The organism is Flavobacterium marginilacus, assembly GCF_026870155.1.
GTDB lineage: Bacteria > Bacteroidota > Bacteroidia > Flavobacteriales > Flavobacteriaceae > Flavobacterium > Flavobacterium marginilacus.
This window is the reverse complement of the sequence record NZ_CP113975.1, coordinates 5,150,219-5,171,961: the sequence shown is the minus strand read 5'-3', so window position 1 is coordinate 5,171,961 and position 21,743 is coordinate 5,150,219. Positions and strand designations below refer to the sequence as shown.

The window sequence follows — 21,743 nt, the reverse complement described above, 5'->3', positions numbered from 1 at the left end:
GAGGCTGTCCGAAAAGGACAGCTTTTTTTATGCTGCAAATTTCAGGAATCGATTTTGGGTTGGTTGATTAATGAAAAAATATTCTGTTACAGTATTTAAAAAGTGAATTTCGACTTTTATAGCTCTATTTAGAACTCTGAAGGAGATTTTTAGATGAGTTTTCGACGCATCATTGTTCTTTGCTATCATTTTTCTGAAATTATGCCCGATAGCCATCAATAGAAATTCCATTTCCACTTTTTCGATGCTTGTGAAAGTAAACCGGCTGAATTTATTGTTGTTTTTTAGCTGTCCGAATACTGCTTCAACTTCTATTGGGCGTTTGCTTCGGTGTTCGAGTCCTTTTTCGCTCATGAGCAGCTCTTTGGCCTGAGCCCTTAATTGGTTCAGGCGGTGGTTTACTTCTATTGTTCTGTTTCCTTTGGCTTTATGGCACAAACTTCTAAGTGGACATCCATCACATCTTTTTGCTTGATAATAAGATACTTGTGATTCGTATCCGTTGGCCGATGTCCGTTTTCCACTGCCAATGTTTTCCATTCTTTGTCCCATTGGACACACATAAAAATCCTGCTGTATATTGTAGAACAAATTCTGGACAAGAAACGGATTGTCCTTCATTTTTTTCTTCTGTTCTTTGTGAAAATAATTATACTTTACATAGGCCGTTATATCTTTATTTTCAAGCATTTCGTAGTTTTCTTCGCTTCCATAACCAGCATCGGCTACAACTGTTTTGCTTTGTTTTTGATACATTTTTTCAAATTCCTCCAGATGGGATTTTAAAGTCGTAGTGTCGTTAGGTGTCTGATGAATGGTTACATTGGTAATGAATTGATTTTCAGTAGAAATCTGAGGATTGTATGCAGGTTTTAACTGTCCGTTTTTCATATGGTCTTCCTTCATTCTCATAAAGGTAGCGTCAGGATCTGTTTTGCTGTAGGAGTTTCTATTGCCTAAAATCACTAAATCTTTTTCGTATTTTTCAAGCTTTGGCAGGTGCTCTTCCTGAAGCTTTTCAAGCTCTTTGGTTATCTTCTTGTTGGGCTCTTTGAGTTTTTTATTGAGTTCTGATAATTTTTCTTTCAGCTCTTCCGAGTTTATTTTTTTGGTAATTCTTCCTTGTTGACTTCTTGATTATCTGATAAAATACTGTTTTCGATATCGGATAAGATGCTGTTGATTTTTACTTCGAGTTTTTCTTTGTATTTCTCTATAGAACCCCGCCAGACAAAGGTGTATTTGTTGGATTTGGCTTCAATTTTTGTTCCATCGATGTATTGGATATCCAGACTGACATAGCCCATTTCCACAAGCATTTTGACTACTTCTGCAAATAAATCTTTGATGTTTTCTTTTAGAACCTTTCCTCTAAAATCGTTGATGGTTCTAAAATCAGGGGTTGAGTTGCCTGAAATAAACATAAAATGAATGTTCTCGGTGAGTGCTTTTGCTATTTTTCGGCAGGAATAAGTGTTGCTCAAATAGCTGTAAAACAAAACTTTAAGCATCATTCTGGGATGATAAGCCGAGGTCCCTCCTCCTTTATATTTTTTAAGTATATGGCTTATATCCAATGAATTGACGACCTTGTCCACTAAGCGGACAGGGTGGTTTTCTGAAATTTTATCAAAAATATTTATCGGAAAAAGTTCCGGTGTATTGATCGATTGCGATTTAAATATTACTTTAGCCATTGCTCGTTTTTTGTGCAACTCTAAGATACTATTTTAGATTAAAAACAGCAAAAAAAAGGCTGTCCTTACTTTTTGGACAGCCTCTTGAAATATTTTAGATTCTATTTACTACCGAAAACACGACTAAAAAGAGATTTTTTTTCTTTGTTTTCTTTTTCGGCTGCAACTTCACTTTTGGGATCGTCTTTTAACCCTTGTGATTCATCAATAGCTTTTGTTGGTTTACTTAGAGTCTCATTTTTGTCATTTTCTATTGATAATTCAAGTTTTAAAATACCATTAGCTTCTAATAAACCTGTATTATTTTCTTTGGCATAATTTAATGATTCAATAAATGCTTTTGCATTACTTTGTCCAAAAAAATCATCTATATCTTTTTTTACAATCAAATTCCCATTGTAATCTTTGAGTAATTCGACAACTTTTTCTAAAGGAATATAAATACCTGATGAAGGTGTATCAGTAGTTAGACTATTTAAAAAGGTAAAATCGCCTGCTTTTTCTAAAATCTCTTCCCAAGGTTTTGTATATTCTTTAAAATACTCTTTTTGCTCTATCAATCTAGAAAATGAAACATTTACAATAAACGACTGCCTAAAATAATTTTGAATTGTAGCTATAAAAAAACCATGCGTGCTATCAAAAACAGCATTAGAATCTGTTTTTACCGCTTGTTTCATCGTTTTGATGTACTTTTTCAAAGACTCATCATCCATTTTTTCAGCACGAGCTGTTTTTATCATTGAATAATTTACATCATCAGAAATTAAAGAAAAATCCATATTGTAATACCAATTATGAATTTCTTTCTCAGATATAGGATGGTAACTAATGACAGTTTTCATGTTTTATTTTAGTCAAATTTAAAATTTAGACTTTTATCGAGTTCTTTTTTATATTAAAAATATTACAAATTAGAAAAGAAATCATTCCCTTTATCATCGGTAATAATAAAAGCAGGGAAATCTTTAATCGTAATCTTACGAACGGCTTCCATTCCTAATTCCTCAAAATCCACTACTTCAACCGAAAGAATGTTTTCTTTGGCCAAGATTGCTGCCGGCCCTCCGATAGAACCCAAATAGAATCCGCCGTAAGTTTTACAGGCATTCATCACATCTTTAGTTCTGTTTCCTTTGGCAAGCATCACCATGCTTCCTCCGTTCTTTTGGAACTCTTCTACATACACGTCCATACGACCTGCAGTGGTTGGTCCAAAACTTCCCGAAGCCATTCCTTCCGGAGTTTTTGCTGGCCCGGCGTAATAGATTGGGTGGTTTTTAAAGTATTCTGGCATAGGTTTACCAGCATCCAGTAATTCTTTGATTTTAGCATGCGCAATATCACGGGCAACGATCAAAGTTCCGTTTAGTTTCAAGCGGGTTTTGATTGGGTATTGCGATAATTTCTTAAGAATATCGGCCATCGGCTGGTTCAAGTCAATTTCAACTGCTTCTTCCAAATGTGGCGGCGTTTCTGGCAATAAGCGTTTTGGATTTACTTCCAATTGTTCTACAAAAATACCGTCTTTGGTAATTTTTCCTTTGATATTTCTATCAGCCGAACAAGAAACTCCCAATCCAACCGGGCAGGAAGCGGCGTGGCGAGGCAAACGGATTACACGAACATCATGCGTGAAATATTTTCCGCCAAATTGCGCTCCAATGGCACTTTGCTGACAGATTAACTGTACTCTTTTTTCCCATTCCAGGTCACGGAAAGCCTGACCTGCCATATTTCCTGAAGTAGGTAAATTATCAAAATAACCTGCAGATGCTTTTTTTACTGCTGATAAGTTCGCTTCCGCAGAAGTTCCTCCAATCACTAAAGCCAAGTGATACGGCGGACAGGCCGAAGTTCCTAAATCCATTATTTTGGCACGAATGAAAGCATCCAAAGATTTTTCATTCAACAACGATTTTGTCTGCTGGTACAAATAGGTTTTGTTCGCAGAACCTCCTCCTTTTGCCAAAAACAAAAACTCATACGAAGCTCCTTTTTTGGCATAAATATCAATCTGCGCAGGAAGATTCGATCCCGAATTTTTTTCCTCAAACATTGAGATTGGCACAATTTGGGAATAACGAAGGTTTCTTTCCTGATACGTATTAAAAATCCCTTTAGAGAGCCATTCTGCATCATCGGCTCCCGTATATACATTTTCTCCTTTTTTGGCCATTACAATTGCTGTTCCGGTGTCCTGGCAAGAAGGCAATTCACCGTCGATGGCAACAACTGCATTCTGTAATAAATTATAAGCGACAAAGCGGTCATTATCGGTTGCTTCCGGATCGTCAAGAATGGCTCTTAATTTTTCCAAATGCGAAGTACGAAGCATAAACGAAACATCTTTCAACGCTTCCTGCGCCAATAATTCCAATCCTTTTGGGTCAACAGTAAGGATTTCACGTTCTCCTAATTGTTCTACTTTTACAAAATCAGAAGTGATTTTACGGTATTGGGTATCGTCTTTCAAAATAGGATAAGGATCCTGGTATATAAAGTCCATAAGTTTGTTTTTTTTAAAGATTGCCAAATATAAGAATTGTTGAAAGATTCCTAACTGATTTATATCACGTTCGGTAAAGAAATTATTAAAAAAATTAAGATTGATTGTCTGTTTTATCCATACCATCCGTGGCTAATTAAATCGTTCGCTAGATAGACTTTTTTTGTAATTTTACGAAAACGCTATTTTATTTAAATAAGCAAATACTTGCATGATTGCTAAATAGCTATAATAAAAAACACCTGTTTAATAATAATCTGACTAGAATGGGAATCCAAAAAAAACTTTCACAGGAAAAAAGTACCGAATTGCTTCAAATATTAAAAACCCGTTTTGAAAAACATTCGGACCGACACAAAGGTCTTGAATGGAAAAACATACAAGCAAAATTAGACGCCAATCCTGAAAAATTATGGTCTATTAATGAAATGGAAACAACTGGCGGAGAACCAGATGTAGTGGGTTATGACAGTAAAAGTGACGAATATATTTTCGTCGATTGTTCCGTAGAAAGTCCGTCAGGAAGAAGAAGTTTCTGCTATGACCGTGAAGCGCTTGACAAAAGAAAAGAAAACAAACCTAAAGACACCGCTATCGACGCAGCATCAGCAATGGGCATTGAACTCTTGTCCGAAGATCAATATCGTGACTTGCAAAAACTGGGAAAGTTTGACAGCAAAACCTCCAGCTGGATTGTAACACCAGCGAACATCAGAAAACTTGGCGGAGCTCTTTTCTGCGATTTTAGATATGGAACAGTATTTGTATATCACAATGGTGCCGATTCCTATTATGCCGCAAGAGGATTTAGAGGTTCGTTAAGAGTTTAGATTTTCAAAATCGAATTATACTCAGCGGTGGTATTCAAAATAGTAACCGCTTTTTTAATTTCAGGATTGTTTTTGATGTAATAATCATAAAGTCCTTCCTGATATTGATAGCGTTTGATGATTTCGTCCAGCAGCAATCCTTTGATTTCCTTCTGATTTTTATCCAATAAAGCATTCTCCGATTTTTGAAGCGCAGTAAGAAGCTGCTGGTATTCCATCGTAATAGCTTCATCCAGTTTTTCTTTTTTGGCGGAAGCCAAAGTGTTTTTCAAAGCGATTTCGGTTTCTGTATCAAAATTGAATTTTTGTGCTTTTAAATATTGTTTGAAATCGGCATAATCAGCATCAGAGATTACTGGAATTTTAGTTCCTAGATTTGGATTTTTGTAATAATATTTGGTTGCATAATCAAAAATACCGTCATTTTTCAATAAAGCATTAGCGATCGGGCTTGTTTTGGTTTCTTCCATTTCGATGTCCGGCAAAATGCCGCCACCATCATAAACCGTTCTTCCTTTTCGGGTTTTAAAAGCGTTATAGTTTTTGGAATCCGTTCGGGTTGCTGCACCATTTTTGTCTTTATGTGCATAATCCAAAGCCTGAATGCACCTGCCGGAAGGAGTGTAATAACGCGAAATTGTAACTTTGAGCTGCGTTCCATACGTTAACTCAACCGGTCGTTGCACCAGCCCTTTTCCAAAACTGCGGCTTCCCAAAACAACAGCACGATCTAAATCCTGTAGCGCTCCTGAAACAATTTCAGAGGCAGAAGCGCTTCGGCCGTTTACTAAAATCACTAAAGGAATCGTCGTATCCACAGGTTCCTGCGAGGTTTTATAAGTGTTGTTGTGTTTTTCAATTTTGGATTTAGTGGTTACAATAACTTCATTTCTAGGCACAAAAAGGTTACAGATATTTACTGCTTCATTTAATAATCCGCCTGGATTTCCTCTTAAATCCAAAACGATTCTTTCGGCTCCTTGTCTTTTTAATTGTTCTAATGCGTCTCTAGTTTCATTTGAAGCTTTTCTGTTGAAATGAGCCAAAACAATATAACCCGTTTTGTCATCAATTTTGGCAAAATAGGGAACCGATTTGATTTCAACTTCATCTAATACAATTACAGCCGAATAGGGTTTTCCCTGACGAATGTATTTAACGTCAATTTTTGTGTTTTTCGATCCTTTAAAAAGCTGTGAAGCATCATCTTTAAAATCGGCCAAAGGCGTATCGCCAATCTGAATGATTTCGTCACCAGCTTTGAGTCCCGCTTTGTCGGCTGGGAAATTTTTATACGGTTCTTTTAAAATCAGTTTGTCGTTTTCACGAGTGATTAATGCACCAATTCCGGTATACTCGCCGGTATTATTGATTTTAAACTTAAGTACTTCCTGCTCATTAAAATATACAGTATAAGGATCAAGAGAACTCAGCATTCCTTTAACGGCGTTGTTCATCAGCTCGGCGGGAGTTGTTTCGTCGACATAATTTTTATTCAATTCTTTGAACAGCGTCGTGAAAATTTCCAATTGTTTGGCAATCTCAAAATAGTCGTCTTTGAAGCTTACCCCCACAAACAAAAATGCGGATGCAATAACTGGAATAATGATTTTTTTTTGGAAAAGGGTACGCATGATTATATGTTTTTTTTCTTGAATCGTTTTCTTATAAAATAAAATAGTGCAGCTGCTAAAATAATGAAAGGCCAAATTTCCAGTAACCACAAAAAGAAGCTTGAAATACCATAAAAACCAGATTTGATTGAGTTCCAAATTTTGGCTCCATAAGAAATGGTAACACCGCTTTCTTCGGCAATTGTTTTATAGAATTCTATTGTGACAGTGCTCAACGAGACCAGGCTTTGCATGTATCTTAATTGTCCTTCTTTTGCCTCAATTTCTTCTCTGATAGCAGAAAGCTGTGCTTCAATCGCCAGCATTTCAGACATTTTGTTGGCCTTTGCCAAAAGTTCAAGATACCTGTTTTCAAGTTTCTTTTTGGCTTTTAATCGGGCATCAATATCGATGTATTCTTCTGTTACATCCTGTGAATTAATCTCTTTATTGTCAAAATAGTCTACTCCATTAGAAATGTCTTTTACGAAAGTGTCAAAATTTTCGCTAGGAATACGAACTGTTATTCGTCTGTAAACGGAAGCATATTCTTTTCCCTGACTATCGTTCTGTATAAAGGCTTTTCCTTTTTTTACAGCATTTTTTATCTGTTCATAGGTAGTTTCCAGATTATCGGTTTGAAATCTAAGATTGCCAGTTCTGATTATTTTTTTCTCAATGACTTTATCATTTTCATTTGGTGATTCAGAATAAGCTTCTGAATTGACAGACTTTACTTTTGGAGGTAATTTTACAGTCATTACTTTTAAATCTTCGGAAGCTGAGGCTTCTGCATCAGCTTTTTTGCAGCTTAAAGCAGCAAAAAATAAAAGAGCAATTATTAATTTTGATTTCATGGGAGGATAATTTATTTTAAAAATACAAAATTAATTTAGATTACAACTAAGCAGTGGAATTGCTCTATGAAATGGATGTTTATTTGGATTGCTCTTCTTCCTTTTTTATCTCCAGTGCAAATTTTTCAAACAATTGGACTGTTTTAGTATTGATTTCTTCAAAAGTCAAACGGTCCTTGCATTGGTAAAAAAGCATAAAAGAATACGGCTGATCCAGATTGTCCAAAAGTAAATGTTTGTTGAGTCTGTAAGTTTCCCGCAGTACTCTTTTGAAATAATTACGGTCTACTGCTTTTTTGAAATATTTTTTAGAAACCGAAACACCTATTTTTATTTTTTCGCCTTCGCCAAAAGTTCCTGTATTATAAACCAACCGCAACGGATATTTAGCCACCGATTTTCCTTCGGTAAACAATAAACCAATGGTAATTTTGCTTTTTAGTTTTTCGTTTTTGGGGTAAGTGAAGTTCATTTTAAAAAATAAGCACTGTTATAGCAGGCAAAGGTACAATTAAACCCTAAATTGAATAATTGTTATAGTTTAAAATTGACCAGTAAAAGGAGATTTATTTATTAATTTTGATAAAATTGTAAAAAAAGAGGTTCGGCTTTAACAAAAAAGCCAAACCTTTAAAATAAATAATCGTTTTTTAAAATACTTTCTAATGTAATTCAACTAAGCCATTTTGGTCAATTAATAGGTGACATTTGCCCTGAGTACAGCTAAAGTTGAATTCTTTATAAGAAGTTCCTTTTATTCCTTCAAAACTAAGTCCATCTTCTGTTTTCTTAATTGTAAAAAGAAAGTTAGCAAGAGGACCGGTTTTTGTTGTACTATTTTTTTCTGCAGGATTGATACCGTGTTGGTCAACACTTTTTTTGTCGTCAGTTTTTAATGTGAATTTAAGTTCATTAAAAGAACAGCCAAGTCGAGAAGTAAGCTTAATACTGTCGTTTGTAGTTTCAATTAAAATTAGAAATTTGTTTGACTCTAAACGTTTTTGAGCGAATAAAGAATTTGATGCTCCGATCATAAAAATTAATGAAAGAGCAATTGTAAAGATTAATTTTTGTCTTGTGTTTTTCATTTTAAATAATTTGGGGTTATTGTAAAAAATACAGTGTTTTTCATTTCAAACTTAAAAAATAATTTTATATTTATTTAAAAAATAATTTTCAGAGCATTATTGCTTGGACATTTGTGTATTCATAATTTGAAATTTAAAATTTACTTAATTTAATAATTTTGCACGGTTTTTTTATTTTATTTTAATTAAATTATTGTTTTACAAACAGATATATTTTTATTTATTAACTGGAATAGTTGTAAATAGACTAAAAATATATTTCTTACTTTTGCACTAAATTTAATAGTATGCAGAAGTTAATTTCGTATCCCTTATCTTTTATTGTTTTAATATTGGTATTGTTGACTTTGGTGGTATTTCACCCAATTCAATGGATTTGTCTGAACATATTTGGTTATCAGGCGCATAAAAAAAGTGTCGATTATCTCAATTTTGTACTGCTGAAAATCGTTATACTTCTAGGAACAACTTTTACTTTTGAAAACAGGGAAAGCATCCCGAAAGGAGTGCCTATTATTTTTGTAGCCAATCATCAGAGTTTGTACGACATTATTATGTCGATTTGGTATCTGAGAAGATTTCATCCAAAATTTGTAAGTAAAAAAGAATTGGCAAAAGGAATTCCAAGTGTTTCCTATAATCTGAGACACGGCGGATCAGTAGTTATAGACAGGAAAAACCCAAAACAAGCGATACCAGAGATCAAAAAAATAGCTGAGTATATAGAAAAGCATACTCGATCAGCAGTTATTTTTCCAGAAGGAACCCGCAGTAAAGACGGAAAACCAAAGGAATTTGCAGAAACAGGTTTGAAAATATTATGCAAAAATGCACCATCGGCATATATAGTTCCCATAAGTATCAATAATTCATGGAAACTCGTAAAATATGGAACTTTCCCCTATGGTTTGGGAAATCATATTACCTTTGTAGTGCACGAAGCATTTGCAGTAAAAGATTTTGAGTTTAAAGAGATCATGGAAAAAACCGAGTCGGCAATTGTAAACGGAATAAAAATTTAATAATTATATATAATGTCTATAAAAAACATTCGTCTGGAAGTAATGCAGTTTCTGGAAAACAAGGTTGACAGTTTTGTGGATCAATACCTAATACCTGTAGAAAAGATTTGGCAGCCTTCTGACTTTTTGCCCAACTCCGAAAGCGATAATTTCCTTGAAGAAGTAAAAGAACTTAGAGAAATTTCCAAAGATCTTCCTTATGATTTTTGGGTCGCTATGGTTGGAGATATGATTACCGAAGAAGCACTGCCAACTTACGAAAACTGGCTGATGGAAGTAGAAGGAGTTGATAATGAAGGCAGAAACGGCTGGTCAAAATGGGTTCGTGAATGGACTGGAGAAGAGAACCGTCACGGTGACTTATTGAATAAATACCTGTATTTGTCAGGCCGTGTGAACATGCGCGAAATCGAAATGACTACTCAGCATTTAATTAACGATGGTTTTGATATTGGAACTGGAAGAGATCCATATAAAAATTTCGTTTACACTAGTTTTCAGGAGTTAGCGACTTATATTTCTCATAACCGTGTGTCGCAATTGGCCAAAAGTTATGGAGATAAGAAATTATCCAAAATGTGCAAGATGATTGCTGGTGACGAAATGCGCCACCACCATGCGTATAGCCATTTTGTTACCGAAATTTTTAAAGTAGATCCAAGCGAAATGATGCTGGCTTTTCAATACATGATGAAGCAAAAAATCGTTATGCCTGCTCACTTCCTGAGAGAATCTGGAGAGAAAATTAGCTCTGCATTTGTACATTTTTCTGACTCAGCACAGCGAATTGGTGTTTACACCGCAAGTGATTATGTTGATATTATGCAGAAATTAATCGAAAAGTGGGAAATCGACAAAATTGGAAGTTTAACTGATGAAGCCGAAAAAGCCCGTGATTACTTAATGAAACTGCCAGCAAGAATGGCTAAAATTTCTGAAAGATTAGTAATCCCGACTGAATCATTTCAATTTAAATGGGTAGAACCCGCAAGATTGTAGATTGCAGATTTTTGATTAACGATTTAAAATTTGAAATTGCTGATTTTTGAGGTTTATACTTTAAAAGTCAGCTTTTTTTATAAATGCGGACAGCTATGAGTAATCCCGATTTAATAAATAAAACGATTCTTTTTGTAAAAGAAAAATTAGAAAATGCCGAAGGAGGTCATGATTGGTTTCATATTCAGCGCGTGTATAAAAATGCGCTGTTAATTGCCAGCGGTGAAACCTGCGATGAAACAGTCGTTAAACTTGGCGCATTGCTCCATGATATTGCCGACAGTAAATTTCATGGCGGTGATGAAACTGTTGGGCCAAAAGCTGCTCGTGAGTTTTTAGAAAAAGAAGGTGCTTCAGAAGATACAATCAAACATATTGTCCAGATTATAGATAACATCTCTTTTAAGGGCGGAAATAACGAAAAGACATTCTCGTCTATCGAGCTGGATATCGTTCAGGATGCGGATCGTTTGGATGCAATTGGAGCCATTGGAATTGCCAGAGCTTTCAACTACGGCGGATTCAAGAACAGAGCGATGTATAATCCTCAAATTTCCCCTAATTTGAGTATGACCAAAGAAGAATACAAAAACAGTCAGGCACCGACAATTAATCATTTCTATGAAAAGCTGTTATTGCTAAAAGACAAAATGAATACCCAGACAGGTAAAGAAATTGCCCAAAAAAGACATGAATATATGCAGGGATTTTTGTCGCAGTTTTACGCAGAATGGGATGGGGAATTGTAGATGTTAGAATGCAGAATTAAAAATGTCTAAAAATGAAAATATCTTTTGATCTTGATGACACATTAATTTCTAAGACCAAATTTCCATTGGAAAAAGATACTTTTTTTCATCAATTTTTTAGTTTTGAAAGAATTCGTTTAGGAACAATTGATTTATTTAAAAAGCTGAAATCTGAAAATCATGAGATTTATATTTACACTACATCTTTCAGAAGTGTGAGTAAAATTCGGCTGATGTTTTTTATTTATGGAATTTCAGTTGATGGCATAATTAACCAGCAGAAGCATATAAAAGTTTTAGGCGAAAAAAGCAAAACCATTTCAAAACTGCCTTCAAAATTTGGAATAGATATTCACGTAGATGACTCAAAAGGAGTTGAAATGGAAGGTGAAAGACATGACTTTAAAACTATAATAATTTCAGATAATGATAAAAATTGGACGAATTTTATTTTAAAAAACATTAGAATGCAAGCTATTAATATCTAATCAGTAAATGGCATTTTTATCAATTTTAGTGTTGACTGCAATCTAAATTCTGCCAACTGAATACTGAACACTACCCTCTAAATTCCCTTCTCTTTCATCTCCAGAATCACATCCGAAGCATTTTTAAAAGTCGGTGCCAGCTCAGTAATTGTTCCTGTTCTTTTTTTATTGAGTTTAAAAGTAATATCATTTTCTGTGGTGAATAATATTGCCGACAAAAATGGATTATTCATAAAGGGAGCCAGTACAAAAAAAGCTTCTTCCAGCGAATGAAAGCTCTCTGTTTCTTCAGTCTTGTATCGGGCAATAATCGAAAGCTTGAACTCGTCATTTTCCAATAAAACAGGACGAACATAAATATTTTTCAAATCGGTATCACCAATGGTTTTGGCCAAAGTTAATTTGGCAAAGGTTTTATCAGCAATGCTTTCTTTTACTTTTTCCCAAAATTTGGCAAATACAGGCTGGAAGGACATATCTATTCGTTTTTATTTTTTATAATGAAAGCACAAAATTAAGTTATGTCTTTATGATTCTCACTTTTTTAAAGCAAATAATCCCAAAAAATTCTTTTAGGATTATTTGAAAAATATAATAATATGATATTACAATATCAAAAAAATATAATAATTTGATATTTGAGGCGACTAACGTAAACTGTGCACTAATTACTAAACACTGCCAGCTTTTTAATTATTTTCCTTTAAAAACGGGCTTTCTTTTCTCTAAAAATGCCTTTGTTCCTTCATTGAAATCTTCAGTTCCGAAACAGCGCCCGAAGTTTTTTATCTCCGTTTCGTATCCGTTTTTGCCTTCAGTAAAATTAGCATTGACAGCTTTTATCGCTCTGCCGATAGCAAAAGGAGAATTATTCATGATTTTTTGCGCTATAGAAGCAGCAAATTCAATTAATTCAGCTTGAGGAACTACGTGATTTACTAACCCATACTGTTTGGCTTCATCGGCAGTAATCATCCCGGCAGTCATTATCATTTCCATCGCACGGCCTTTGCCCACTAACTGCGGTAAACGCTGTGTTCCTCCATAACCGGGAATAACACCAAGTGAAACTTCCGGAAGTCCCATTTTGGCATTGTCCGAAGCTACTCTGATATGACAAGCCATGGCCAGTTCTAATCCGCCTCCCAAGGCAAAACCATTCACCGCAGCAATGACAGGAGTTTTTAAATTTTCGATATAATTAAAAAGCAGTTCTTGTCCCTGAAAAGCCAGCTGAGCTCCTTCTTCTATAGTGAAATGTGCAAATTCTGAAATATCGGCACCGGCAACAAATGCTTTATCTCCGCTTCCGGTGAGTATAATAACTTGAATTTCCTTGTTTTTTCCCAATACTTTAATGGCTTTATGCAAGTCATTTATAGTTGCGATATTCAACGCATTTAATTTGGCCGGTCTATTGATTACAACAGTTGCAATACCTTTTTCGATTGTGATTGAAAGATTCTCGTAGTTCATTTTTTTGTAGTTAAGAGTTTATGATGGGCAGAGTTACCGTAAAAATGGTTCCTCTTCCGTATTTAGTTTCAAATGTTATTGTTCCGCTGTAATTTTCGATGATGTTTTTTATAATTCCAAGACCAAGACCCATTCCGCTGTTTTTGGTAGTGAATTTGGGTTCAAAAATATTGTCAATATGTTCTGGATTTATACCTGTTCCGTTATCTTTTATAACAATGATAACCTGATTGTTCTCTTTTTTAATGGTAACCAATATCATTTTGGTTTCCTGATCACAAGGGATGGCCTGAATGGCATTTTTAACCAAATTTGTAATGATTCGAATGAGCTGAGTCCTGTCAATTTTTGAAATAATCTCTTTTTCAGTGCATTCAAAAACAATATAATCTTCATGAAAGATATCCAAAGTCAGTTCTACCACTTCGACCACATTCAGCAGTTCGTTTTGCTGGGCAGGCATAGACGCAAAATCTGAAAAGGCAGATGCTACCGAGCTCATCGTATCAATCTGCTGAATTAGCGATTCGGAAAAGTCATTTAGTTTTTGTCTGATACTAGGTTCTTCTGGATTAAATTTTCGCTGAAAACTCTGAATTGTAAGTCGCATTGGCGTAAGCGGATTCTTGATTTCGTGAGCAACTTGTTTCGCCATTTCTCTCCAGGCCAGATCGCGTTCGTTCTGCGCGAGAACTATAGCATTTCTTTCCAGTTCTTCGGTCATTCTATTGTAGGCGATTAATAGCATGTTGATTTCTTTAATCTTTGCCGAAAACGGAATCTTTTCATTCTTCTGATTCAAGCTGGTTTCTCGTAATTTTTCGGCAAAATCGTAAATCGGCTTGGTGATAAATGATGATAATATGTAAGCCAATCCAAAAGCAATTGCAATCATCAGCGAATAAACCTGCACCAAACGGATCAAAAAGCTGTTTAGTTCTTTTTCATAATAGCCGTCATCTGGAATATTTGGCAGTTTTAAAATGGCTATGGGTTTGAACTTCTTGTTTTTTATCAAACTATACGAAGATCTGTACTTGATTCCATTAACGGTTTTAACTTCAAGAAATCTTTTGTCAATTGAGGAATTAACTAGCCGAAGGATGAATTTTGATACTGTTGGTGAATATTTTTCTACTGAAAATGATTCTTTGGATGATTTAATCAGGTTTCCGTTTAGGGAATAAATCTGTATTTCAGCATTTTGAATATCTGATATTTCGTGGATTTTGTCCTTAAAAATTATCTTGATATTGTCATCAGTCAGCGGGTAGTCTGTTGTTGAAAGCATGTAGTCAATATGCTTTTTTACATACATTTCCATGCCTTCTATTCGCCTTTGATTGTACTTTTTGGCGACATTTTTATACTGAATAATGGAAATGGTTATGAGTAAAAGAGAGGTAGCAATGATTAGTATAACCATCGAAATGAAGATTCTAAAACGTAATGAAATTAACGGAATCTTTGCTTTAAACATGATTATGAATTGTTTTTCTCTCTGATTTTTTTATAAAATTTAAAGCCTAACATAATGGTAATCGAGAATACAAAAATTCCAATTACACCGTAAATCCAGTTTACTGCATTTTTTAAAATGACCAAAAATACTACTGCAAATAATATAATCGTCGCTATTTCATTCCACAAACGCATAAAATTGGTGGTGTATTTCACTTCGTTTCTTTGTAATTGACTGAAAATCTGCTGGCATTTTAAATGATATAAATATAGCACAAAAACAAAGCCAAGTTTCACATGCATCCAAGGCATTTGGAGCCAGGCATTTCCCATTGGCGTAAAAAACAGCATCCAAAACGCAAAAATACTAGCCAAAACAGCACTTGGCCAAGTAATAATGTACCACAATCGATAGGTCATTAATTTGTACTGTTTCTGCAGAATTTCTTTTTCCGGCGAGGGTTTATCATTGGCTTCTATTTGGTAGACAAACAATCGGACGATATAAAAAAGACCGGCAAACCAAGTGATTACAAAGATAAGGTGCAGGGATTTTAGGTAGTTATAGATTTCCATTTATTTTTAGTTTTTTATGTCTAATCTCTTTTTGGCTTCCAATAACAATAGGTGTATTTTTTCTTCAAATTGTTTTTTGGGAGGCAAATCAGTCCAATACTCGGCAACGATTATTCCGTCTTTGTGCATTTCCAGCAATTCTACTTGCTCTTTACTGCTTTCAGCACAAAGGATTAATCCAATTGGCGGGTTCTCTTCTTCTTGTTTTTCGTGCTTGTCTAGCCATTTCAGATATAATTCCATTTGACCTTTATGCTTGGCTTGAAATTTACCCAATTTTAATTCAACGGCAACCAATCTCCTTAACTTTCGATGGTAGAAAAGTAAGTCCAAATAGAAATCCTCATCGTCAATAATCATCCTCTTTTGCCTTTCAACAAAAGTAAATCCTTTGCCCAATTCAAGAATAAATTTTTCTAAATCATTGAGAATAACCTGTTCTAAATCTTTTTCTAAATAAGCATTTCCTAAATTAAGAAAGTCTAATAAATAAGGGTCTTTAAATGTATTTTGAAGCTGATTTGTAGACGGACTTGCTTGAATATTCGCTATTGTAGTGCGTTCATACGTTTTAGTTGAAATTAGTTTTCGCAAATCTCTTACACTCAATAATTGCTGAGATACTTGATCGGCATAAAATAATTTTGCTTCTGGATTTTTGATTGGTAATAATTCTATAAAATGAGACCAATTCAGTTTTCGTGAGAATGTTACGACAATTTGTTTGTCGGGAAATTGTTCTGCAAAACGAAGCATTCTTCGAACATTTTTTTCAGTAAAATTTCTGCCATATTTGTTTTCCAATTGTGCCGACACTGTCGGCACAATCTGTTTTCCATAATCAGCTCGGTTATTATTAAGGATTTCATTATTGATTTTAAAACCAATCTGCCAAAATAACAAAGTCAAAACACTATTAGTTTGAATAACAACTTGATACTGACTTTGTTCAATGAGAAATGAAAGTTCATTGTATAAAGAATCAAAACGTTGTAAACTATTTTCTTTATCCATATTAAAAATTTAGCAGAATGATATGCATTATGTAATAGTTATAATGAACTAATTCCATCAGTGTTACTTTGCCCACTCATTAATCCAATTTCCAACCGTCTCACACCATTCGTCATCATCATTCAAACAAGGAATCGCCAAGAAATTTTCACCGCCTTTGGCTTCAAAATCCTCTTTGGCGCGCATTGCAATTTCTTCAAGGGTTTCAAGACAATCCGAAACAAATGCCGGAGTTACAACGGCAAGATTTTTAATTCCTTTTTCGGGCATTTTGTCAATTTCGACATCAGTATAAGGCTCTAGCCATTTGTCTCCCGCCAATCTTGACTGAAAAGTCAGACTGTATTTATCTTCGGGAAGATTTAGTAATTTAACGACTTGTCTGGTGGTTTCGTAACATTGATGACGGTAACAAAAATCATGTGCAGGCGATGGCGTATTGCAACAAGAGCCATCAATTTTGCAGTGCGATTTGGTCACATCTGTTTTGCGGATATGGCGCTCTGGAATTCCATGATAGGAAAACAATAAATGATCGTATTCAAATCCGGATAAATGCTTTCGAATTGAATCGGCTAAGTTTTTAATATAATCCGGTTTGTTGTAAAACGCAGGAACATCAGTGAATTTCATATTTGGAAATTTCTTCTTGCGGATTTCTTCGGCTTTGACCAAAATAGTCAGAGTCGAGGCCATAGCATACTGCGGATATAAAGGAAAAAGCAAAACCTCATCTACACCTTTATCGTGTAATTCCTGCAGTCCTTTTTCAATATTCATCGAGCCGTAGCGCATTGCTAATGCTACAGGAACATCCACTAAAGGCTGTACTTTTTTATGCATTCTTTCGGAAAGAACTACTAATGGAGAACCTTCGTCCCACCAGATTTTCTGATAAGCATGAGCCGATTCTTCCGGACGTTTTCTTAAAATAATCCCACGAACCAATAAAGCACGCAATAAATAAGGAACGTCAATAACGTATTTGTCCATTAAAAATTCGTCTAAATACGGTTTTACATCTTTTGTCTGCGGACTTTCTGGTGAACCTAAATTTACTAATAATACGCCTTTCATTTTTTTGTCTATTTTTTTGCCAAAAGTATATAAAGCTACTTTTGGGGGATATGATAAATGTTATTTTTTAGTTATGATTTGATGTTCAAAATCGATTGTTTTTACACATTCGAATTAATCGACATCAGGTATTTTTTGGGAGTAGTACCAAATTTTTTCTTGAAGGCCGCAATAAAATGGCTTCCGGTGCTGTAACCAATTTTCAGTCCCACTTCATTAACATTATAAGAACCGCTGTCCAGCAATTGACGGGCGTAATCCATTTTGTAATCAAAAAGATAGCCATAAACGGTGTCGCCATAGATTTGCTTGAAACCCATTTTGAGTTTCTTTAACGTTAAGCCAATTTCGTCTGCCAATTCTTGTAAACCTGGAGGTTCAGCCATATTGGCGATGATGATTTCTTTGGCTTTTTTAATTTTATAAACGTTTTCTTCATCAATCAAAAACGGACATTGTTCGGCATTGGGATCTTCGGAGCGATTGAAATACAGGCTCAATAATTCGTAACCTTTGCCTTTGTAATATAGATTCTTGATGGAAGGATTAAGATTATAATGAAACAATTGACTCAAAACAATTGCCATCGACGGACTGATATCTCCCTCTTTATAATATTTTTTATCTTTGTTTTCTTCGCTCAAAAAAGGAATATGCCCAGCATCATTCGAAAATAAGCGGTGAAATTTTTGAATCGAAATTAAAATGGAGATTACCCAAGTATTAGGTGCTAATTCCAGATTAAGCGGTAATTCTTTTTGCGGATTATAAAATAAATAAGACTTCTCCTCATTCAAATCCAATACATAACTCCCTTGATTAAAGTTAAATTTGGCTTTGCCCTTTAATCCAAAATGGAATTGAATCAGCCCGCTGCTGACTTCATGCTGTGCATGAAAGGAAACATCAGAATCATTTTGAAAACGAAGTAGGGTAAAATCCTCTTCAATTGTTATAATATCTTGTGAACTCATAACGATATTTTTTATGTAAAAAAATGACTTTTTTCGAAAACTTTTATTTAGAATGACTCTAAATAAAATTCAATATAACCCTTGATAACACTGCAAAAATAGCAGTTTTTCTTAAAAAACAACGAATTAAATTCAAAAAAGCATACAGCGACACAAAAAGAACTTTTAGCGTTATTTTTATAAAAACGATAGTAATAGTTTTGTAATACTTTATATGAAAGTGAATATATGGAAAATCATAACGTTTCGAAGCATCAGTTTTTTTACTCCATCGGATTGAGCTACAAAAAAGCCGATGCAGAAACAAGAGGCAAATTTAGCCTCGATACTGTAGCAAAAACACGTTTGCTGGAACAGGCAAAAAACGAAGGAATCCAGAGTTTGTTCGTGACTTCTACCTGCAACAGAACCGAAATTTACGGGCATGCCGAACACCCTTATCAATTAATCAAATTACTTTGCGAGAACAGCAACGGAACCGTTGAGGATTTTCAAAAAGTGGCGTATGTTTACAAAAGCCAAGAAGCGATTTCTCATTTATTCCGGGTTGGAACCGGTTTGGACAGTCAGATTCTGGGTGATTTTGAAATTATCAGCCAAATCCGAAATGGTTTTGCCGAAGCCAGAGCAATGGGTTTGTCTAATGCTTTTTTGGAACGATTAGTCAATGCGGTAATCCAGTCTAGCAAAAAAATCAAAAATGAAACCGAAATCAGTTCGGGCGCTACTTCGGTATCTTTTGCATCGGTTCAGTATATTATCAAAAATGTTCCAGACATTGGAAACAAAAATATTTTACTTTTCGGAACAGGTAAAATCGGAAGAAATACCTGCGAGAATTTAGTGAAACACACCAAAAACGAGCACATCACCTTAATCAACAGAACCAAAGACAAAGCCGAGAAATTGGCCGGAAAACTGAATCTGATTGTTAAGGATTATTCCGAACTGCATATCGAACTTCAAAAAGCGGATGTAGTTGTGGTAGCTACGGGAGCCCAAAACCCGACTATCGACAAAGCCATTCTAAATTTGAAAAAACCGTTACTGATTCTGGATTTATCGATTCCAAAAAACGTTAACGAAAACGTCAAAGATCTTGAAGGCGTGACTTTGATTCACATGGATCATTTGTCGCAGATGACTGACGAGACGTTGGAAAACAGAAAAGCCCATATCCCAGCTGCTGAGGCTATTATTGAAGAAATAAAGGAGGAATTTGTCGCCTGGACAAAGATTAGAAAGTTTGCTCCAACGATTAACGCCCTGAAAGAGAAGCTGAATACCATTAAAAATTCAGAATTGGACTTTCAAAGCAAAAAAATCTCCAACTTCAACGAAGAACAAGCCGAAATCATCAGTTCAAGAATCATCCAAAAAATCACGACCCATTTTGCCAACCATCTTAAAAATGAAGATACTATGGTAGATGAGAGCATCGATTGGATTCAAAAAGTTTTTCAAATAGAAACGGTTACTAAATAGTTTAACCAATTTAATTAAAAAATTGAACCATTAAGATATTAAGAAAATTAAGTTTTGATGGCTAAAAAATGAACCATTAAGGGATTAAGATAAATTAAGTTTGTATTTATAAAAGTAGACTTAATAACCTTAATATCTTAATGGTAAAAAAACAAAAAATGGCTGAAAAAACAATCAGAATTGGAACACGCGATAGTGAATTAGCGCTTTGGCAAGCTCACACAGTAGAAAAAAAACTAAACGATTTAGGGTATAAAACTGAAATCATTGCCGTAAAATCGGAAGGTGATATTATTCTTGACAAACCGCTGTACGAATTGGGAATCACAGGAATTTTCACCAAAACATTAGATATTGCAATGATTAACGGTCAAGTTGATATTGCCGTGCATTCGATGAAAGACGTTCCAACAGCTTTGCCAATCGGAATTGTACAATCGGCAGTTTTGCAAAGAGCCAATACTTTGGATATTTTGGTTCATAAAGGGAATCTTGATTTTCTGGAAACTAGCGGAACTATTGCCACAGGAAGTCTGCGTCGTCAGGCAATGTGGCTTAATAAATATCCCAATCATACTGTAGTTGATTTGCGTGGAAACGTAAATACTAGAATGCAAAAATTAAAAGATAACGACTGGAACGGAGCTGTCTTCGCAGCTGCAGGTCTGGAAAGAATCAACTTAAAACCGACTGATTTTATAGATTTGGATTGGATGATTCCTGCTCCTGCTCAGGGTGCGATGGTAGTTGTGGCTATGGCCAATGATGAATTTGTTCTGGATGCGGTTTCTCAGCTGAATGATGTCGAAACGGAAGTCTGCACACACATTGAAAGACAATTTCTGAAAATTCTTGAAGGTGGCTGTACCGCGCCAATTGGAGCATTGGCAACTTATTCTGAATTAGAAGATACTTTTACTTTTAAAGGAATTTTATTGTCTATTGATGGAAAACAGAAGTTGGAAATCGAAAAAACAGTAGATGTCAGCGAATGGAAAAAATTAGGTTTCAATTGTGCCAAAGAGATTTTGGATAATGGCGGAGCCGAATTGATGGAAACCATAAAAGCAACTTTGAAAAAATAATTCGGTTTCCCAAATTATGAAAATACTATCAACCAAAATACTTGCCGATTATCAAAAGAAGCCTCTAACTGATGCGGGTTTTGAGCTAATTGAAAATGATTTTATTACTGTCAAAACCAAATCTTTTGATTTAAAAAACATAAATGAAAGTTTGATTTTCAGCAGTCAAAATGCAGTAGAAAGCATTTTACAGCATCCTGATTTAGAAAAATTAAAAGCTAAAAAAGTGTATTGTGTTGGTTTGAAAACCAAAAATTTACTGACTGATAATGGTTTTGAAGTTGTAGCTTATACGGGTTACGCTTCTGATTTAGCCGAAATCATCACTTTGATTTACAAATCAGAAACTTTTACTTTTTTTAGCGGAAACCTTCGAAAAGACACATTGCCAAATGCGTTGAAAGAAGCTGAAGTAATTTTTAACGAAATCAACGTTTACGAAACGACTTTAACACCTCATAAAATAAAAAATTCTGTAGATGCTATTTTGTTTTTCAGTCCTTCAGGGATTGAGAGTTTTCTAAAAGAGAATATAATCAAAAAAGAAATGTGCTTTTGCATCGGCGAAACCACCGCATCAGCATTGGAAAATAAAACAAAAAATATCATCATCGCAGACCAGCCAACTATAGAAAATGTGATTGAGGATGTGATCGAAGAATATAAATAGCAATACGCTTTTGGTAATAAGCCATAAGCAAGAAAATTAGACAAACAAAAATGCTTAAAGCCTAATGCTTAAA

21 protein-coding genes and 1 pseudogene are annotated in these 21,743 nt (G+C 34.8%); 8 read left to right on the top strand and 14 right to left on the bottom strand.

What is annotated here, in order from left to right; genetic code table 11:
• Positions 1-27: 27 nt before the first annotated feature.
• From OZP07_RS21575 to OZP07_RS21565, 3 genes and pseudogenes are all read right to left on the bottom strand, one after another.
• A pseudogene (locus OZP07_RS21575) lies at positions 28-1,697 on the bottom strand (IS1182 family transposase).
• Between the two features lie 101 nt (positions 1,698-1,798).
• The gene (locus OZP07_RS21570; RefSeq protein ID WP_281636730.1) at positions 1,799-2,542 is read right to left on the bottom strand and encodes a hypothetical protein; all 744 of its coding nucleotides are present in this window, start codon (positions 2,540-2,542) and stop codon (positions 1,799-1,801) included.
• Between the two features lie 62 nt (positions 2,543-2,604).
• Positions 2,605-4,206 carry a fumarate hydratase gene (locus OZP07_RS21565; RefSeq protein WP_281636729.1) on the bottom strand — a complete coding sequence of 534 codons (1,602 nt, stop codon included), beginning with the start codon at positions 4,204-4,206 and terminating at the stop codon, positions 2,605-2,607.
• 266 nt (positions 4,207-4,472) lie between these two features.
• Here OZP07_RS21565 and OZP07_RS21560 point away from each other — a divergent pair, with 266 nt between their 5' ends.
• Positions 4,473-5,036: a DUF4256 domain-containing protein gene (locus OZP07_RS21560; protein ID WP_281636728.1), complete on the top strand. Its 564-nt coding sequence runs from the start codon at positions 4,473-4,475 to the stop codon at positions 5,034-5,036.
• Here OZP07_RS21560 and OZP07_RS21555 read toward each other — a convergent pair.
• The 4 genes from OZP07_RS21555 to OZP07_RS21540 all read right to left on the bottom strand — a co-directional run bounded on the left by OZP07_RS21555 (position 5,033) and on the right by OZP07_RS21540 (position 8,594).
• Entirely contained in the window at positions 5,033-6,670 is a 1,638-nt protein-coding gene (locus OZP07_RS21555; protein WP_281636727.1) for a S41 family peptidase, read from the bottom strand. The genes OZP07_RS21560 and OZP07_RS21555 overlap by 4 nt on opposite strands.
• A gap of 2 nt (positions 6,671-6,672) precedes the next feature.
• Positions 6,673-7,506 carry a DUF4349 domain-containing protein gene (locus OZP07_RS21550; RefSeq protein WP_281636726.1) on the bottom strand — a complete coding sequence of 278 codons (834 nt, stop codon included), beginning with the start codon at positions 7,504-7,506 and terminating at the stop codon, positions 6,673-6,675.
• Positions 7,507-7,585: 79 nt separating this feature from the next.
• Entirely contained in the window at positions 7,586-7,978 is a 393-nt protein-coding gene (rnpA, locus tag OZP07_RS21545) for a ribonuclease P protein component (protein WP_281636725.1), read from the bottom strand.
• A gap of 190 nt (positions 7,979-8,168) precedes the next feature.
• Positions 8,169-8,594 carry a hypothetical protein gene (locus OZP07_RS21540; RefSeq protein WP_281636724.1) on the bottom strand — a complete coding sequence of 142 codons (426 nt, stop codon included), beginning with the start codon at positions 8,592-8,594 and terminating at the stop codon, positions 8,169-8,171.
• Between the two features lie 287 nt (positions 8,595-8,881).
• On the opposite strand from OZP07_RS21540, the gene OZP07_RS21535 reads away from it, so the two are divergent.
• The 4 genes from OZP07_RS21535 to OZP07_RS21520 all read left to right on the top strand — a co-directional run bounded on the left by OZP07_RS21535 (position 8,882) and on the right by OZP07_RS21520 (position 11,852).
• Positions 8,882-9,616: a lysophospholipid acyltransferase family protein gene (locus OZP07_RS21535; protein ID WP_194642884.1), complete on the top strand. Its 735-nt coding sequence runs from the start codon at positions 8,882-8,884 to the stop codon at positions 9,614-9,616.
• A 12-nt stretch (positions 9,617-9,628) separates the two neighbouring features.
• Entirely contained in the window at positions 9,629-10,615 is a 987-nt protein-coding gene (locus tag OZP07_RS21530) for an acyl-ACP desaturase (protein ID WP_194642882.1), read from the top strand.
• 95 nt (positions 10,616-10,710) lie between these two features.
• The gene (locus tag OZP07_RS21525) at positions 10,711-11,364 is read left to right on the top strand and encodes an HD domain-containing protein (RefSeq protein WP_194642880.1); all 654 of its coding nucleotides are present in this window, start codon (positions 10,711-10,713) and stop codon (positions 11,362-11,364) included.
• 32 nt (positions 11,365-11,396) lie between these two features.
• On the top strand, positions 11,397-11,852 hold the full coding sequence (locus OZP07_RS21520) for a hypothetical protein (RefSeq protein ID WP_194642878.1): 456 nt from the start codon (positions 11,397-11,399) through the stop codon (positions 11,850-11,852).
• Between the two features lie 77 nt (positions 11,853-11,929).
• Here the strand turns inward: OZP07_RS21520 and OZP07_RS21515 are convergent, their stop codons facing one another.
• From OZP07_RS21515 to OZP07_RS21485, 7 genes are all read right to left on the bottom strand, one after another.
• Entirely contained in the window at positions 11,930-12,328 is a 399-nt protein-coding gene (locus OZP07_RS21515) for a hypothetical protein (RefSeq protein ID WP_281636723.1), read from the bottom strand.
• 217 nt (positions 12,329-12,545) lie between these two features.
• The gene (locus tag OZP07_RS21510; RefSeq protein ID WP_281636722.1) at positions 12,546-13,328 is read right to left on the bottom strand and encodes an enoyl-CoA hydratase/isomerase family protein; all 783 of its coding nucleotides are present in this window, start codon (positions 13,326-13,328) and stop codon (positions 12,546-12,548) included.
• A gap of 10 nt (positions 13,329-13,338) precedes the next feature.
• Positions 13,339-14,754 (bottom strand): sensor histidine kinase, encoded by a 1,416-nt coding sequence (locus tag OZP07_RS21505; RefSeq protein WP_281638495.1) that lies wholly within the window; start codon positions 14,752-14,754, stop codon positions 13,339-13,341.
• Positions 14,755-14,810: 56 nt separating this feature from the next.
• Complete coding sequence (locus OZP07_RS21500) at positions 14,811-15,365, bottom strand: CopD family protein (protein WP_281636721.1); 555 nt, start codon at positions 15,363-15,365, stop codon at positions 14,811-14,813.
• A 6-nt stretch (positions 15,366-15,371) separates the two neighbouring features.
• Positions 15,372-16,379, bottom strand: a complete 1,008-nt coding sequence (locus tag OZP07_RS21495; RefSeq protein WP_281636720.1) for a PDDEXK nuclease domain-containing protein — start codon at positions 16,377-16,379, stop codon at positions 15,372-15,374.
• Positions 16,380-16,442: 63 nt separating this feature from the next.
• Positions 16,443-17,456 (bottom strand): ferrochelatase, encoded by a 1,014-nt coding sequence (gene hemH, locus OZP07_RS21490; RefSeq protein WP_281636719.1) that lies wholly within the window; start codon positions 17,454-17,456, stop codon positions 16,443-16,445.
• Positions 17,457-17,557: 101 nt separating this feature from the next.
• Positions 17,558-18,430, bottom strand: coding sequence for an AraC family transcriptional regulator (locus OZP07_RS21485; RefSeq protein ID WP_194642867.1), 873 nt, complete (start codon positions 18,428-18,430; stop codon positions 17,558-17,560).
• Between the two features lie 228 nt (positions 18,431-18,658).
• Between OZP07_RS21485 and hemA the strand changes: the two genes are divergently transcribed.
• The 3 genes from hemA to OZP07_RS21470 all read left to right on the top strand — a co-directional run bounded on the left by hemA (position 18,659) and on the right by OZP07_RS21470 (position 21,670).
• Positions 18,659-19,915 (top strand): glutamyl-tRNA reductase, encoded by a 1,257-nt coding sequence (gene hemA, locus OZP07_RS21480; protein WP_194642865.1) that lies wholly within the window; start codon positions 18,659-18,661, stop codon positions 19,913-19,915.
• 158 nt (positions 19,916-20,073) lie between these two features.
• A complete protein-coding gene (hemC, locus tag OZP07_RS21475; RefSeq protein ID WP_281636718.1) occupies positions 20,074-21,000 on the top strand; it encodes a hydroxymethylbilane synthase in 927 nt (308 codons plus the stop codon).
• 16 nt (positions 21,001-21,016) lie between these two features.
• Complete coding sequence (locus OZP07_RS21470) at positions 21,017-21,670, top strand: uroporphyrinogen-III synthase (protein ID WP_281636717.1); 654 nt, start codon at positions 21,017-21,019, stop codon at positions 21,668-21,670.
• The last annotated feature ends 73 nt before the right edge of the window (positions 21,671-21,743 follow it).

Coding starts and splice junctions, on each gene's coding strand:
- OZP07_RS21570 (WP_281636730.1), bottom strand. CDS start 2,542: ATGAAAACTGTCATTAGTTACCATCCTATATCTGAGAAAGAAATTCAT.
- OZP07_RS21565 (WP_281636729.1), bottom strand. CDS start 4,206: ATGGACTTTATATACCAGGATCCTTATCCTATTTTGAAAGACGATACC.
- OZP07_RS21560 (WP_281636728.1), top strand. CDS start 4,473: ATGGGAATCCAAAAAAAACTTTCACAGGAAAAAAGTACCGAATTGCTT.
- OZP07_RS21555 (WP_281636727.1), bottom strand. CDS start 6,670: ATGCGTACCCTTTTCCAAAAAAAAATCATTATTCCAGTTATTGCATCC.
- OZP07_RS21550 (WP_281636726.1), bottom strand. CDS start 7,506: ATGAAATCAAAATTAATAATTGCTCTTTTATTTTTTGCTGCTTTAAGC.
- rnpA (WP_281636725.1), bottom strand. CDS start 7,978: ATGAACTTCACTTACCCCAAAAACGAAAAACTAAAAAGCAAAATTACC.
- OZP07_RS21540 (WP_281636724.1), bottom strand. CDS start 8,594: ATGAAAAACACAAGACAAAAATTAATCTTTACAATTGCTCTTTCATTA.
- OZP07_RS21535 (WP_194642884.1), top strand. CDS start 8,882: ATGCAGAAGTTAATTTCGTATCCCTTATCTTTTATTGTTTTAATATTG.
- OZP07_RS21530 (WP_194642882.1), top strand. CDS start 9,629: ATGTCTATAAAAAACATTCGTCTGGAAGTAATGCAGTTTCTGGAAAAC.
- OZP07_RS21525 (WP_194642880.1), top strand. CDS start 10,711: ATGAGTAATCCCGATTTAATAAATAAAACGATTCTTTTTGTAAAAGAA.
- OZP07_RS21520 (WP_194642878.1), top strand. CDS start 11,397: ATGAAAATATCTTTTGATCTTGATGACACATTAATTTCTAAGACCAAA.
- OZP07_RS21515 (WP_281636723.1), bottom strand. CDS start 12,328: ATGTCCTTCCAGCCTGTATTTGCCAAATTTTGGGAAAAAGTAAAAGAA.
- OZP07_RS21510 (WP_281636722.1), bottom strand. CDS start 13,328: ATGAACTACGAGAATCTTTCAATCACAATCGAAAAAGGTATTGCAACT.
- OZP07_RS21505 (WP_281638495.1), bottom strand. CDS start 14,754: ATGGTTATACTAATCATTGCTACCTCTCTTTTACTCATAACCATTTCC.
- OZP07_RS21500 (WP_281636721.1), bottom strand. CDS start 15,365: ATGGAAATCTATAACTACCTAAAATCCCTGCACCTTATCTTTGTAATC.
- OZP07_RS21495 (WP_281636720.1), bottom strand. CDS start 16,379: ATGGATAAAGAAAATAGTTTACAACGTTTTGATTCTTTATACAATGAA.
- hemH (WP_281636719.1), bottom strand. CDS start 17,456: ATGAAAGGCGTATTATTAGTAAATTTAGGTTCACCAGAAAGTCCGCAG.
- OZP07_RS21485 (WP_194642867.1), bottom strand. CDS start 18,430: ATGAGTTCACAAGATATTATAACAATTGAAGAGGATTTTACCCTACTT.
- hemA (WP_194642865.1), top strand. CDS start 18,659: ATGGAAAATCATAACGTTTCGAAGCATCAGTTTTTTTACTCCATCGGA.
- hemC (WP_281636718.1), top strand. CDS start 20,074: ATGGCTGAAAAAACAATCAGAATTGGAACACGCGATAGTGAATTAGCG.
- OZP07_RS21470 (WP_281636717.1), top strand. CDS start 21,017: ATGAAAATACTATCAACCAAAATACTTGCCGATTATCAAAAGAAGCCT.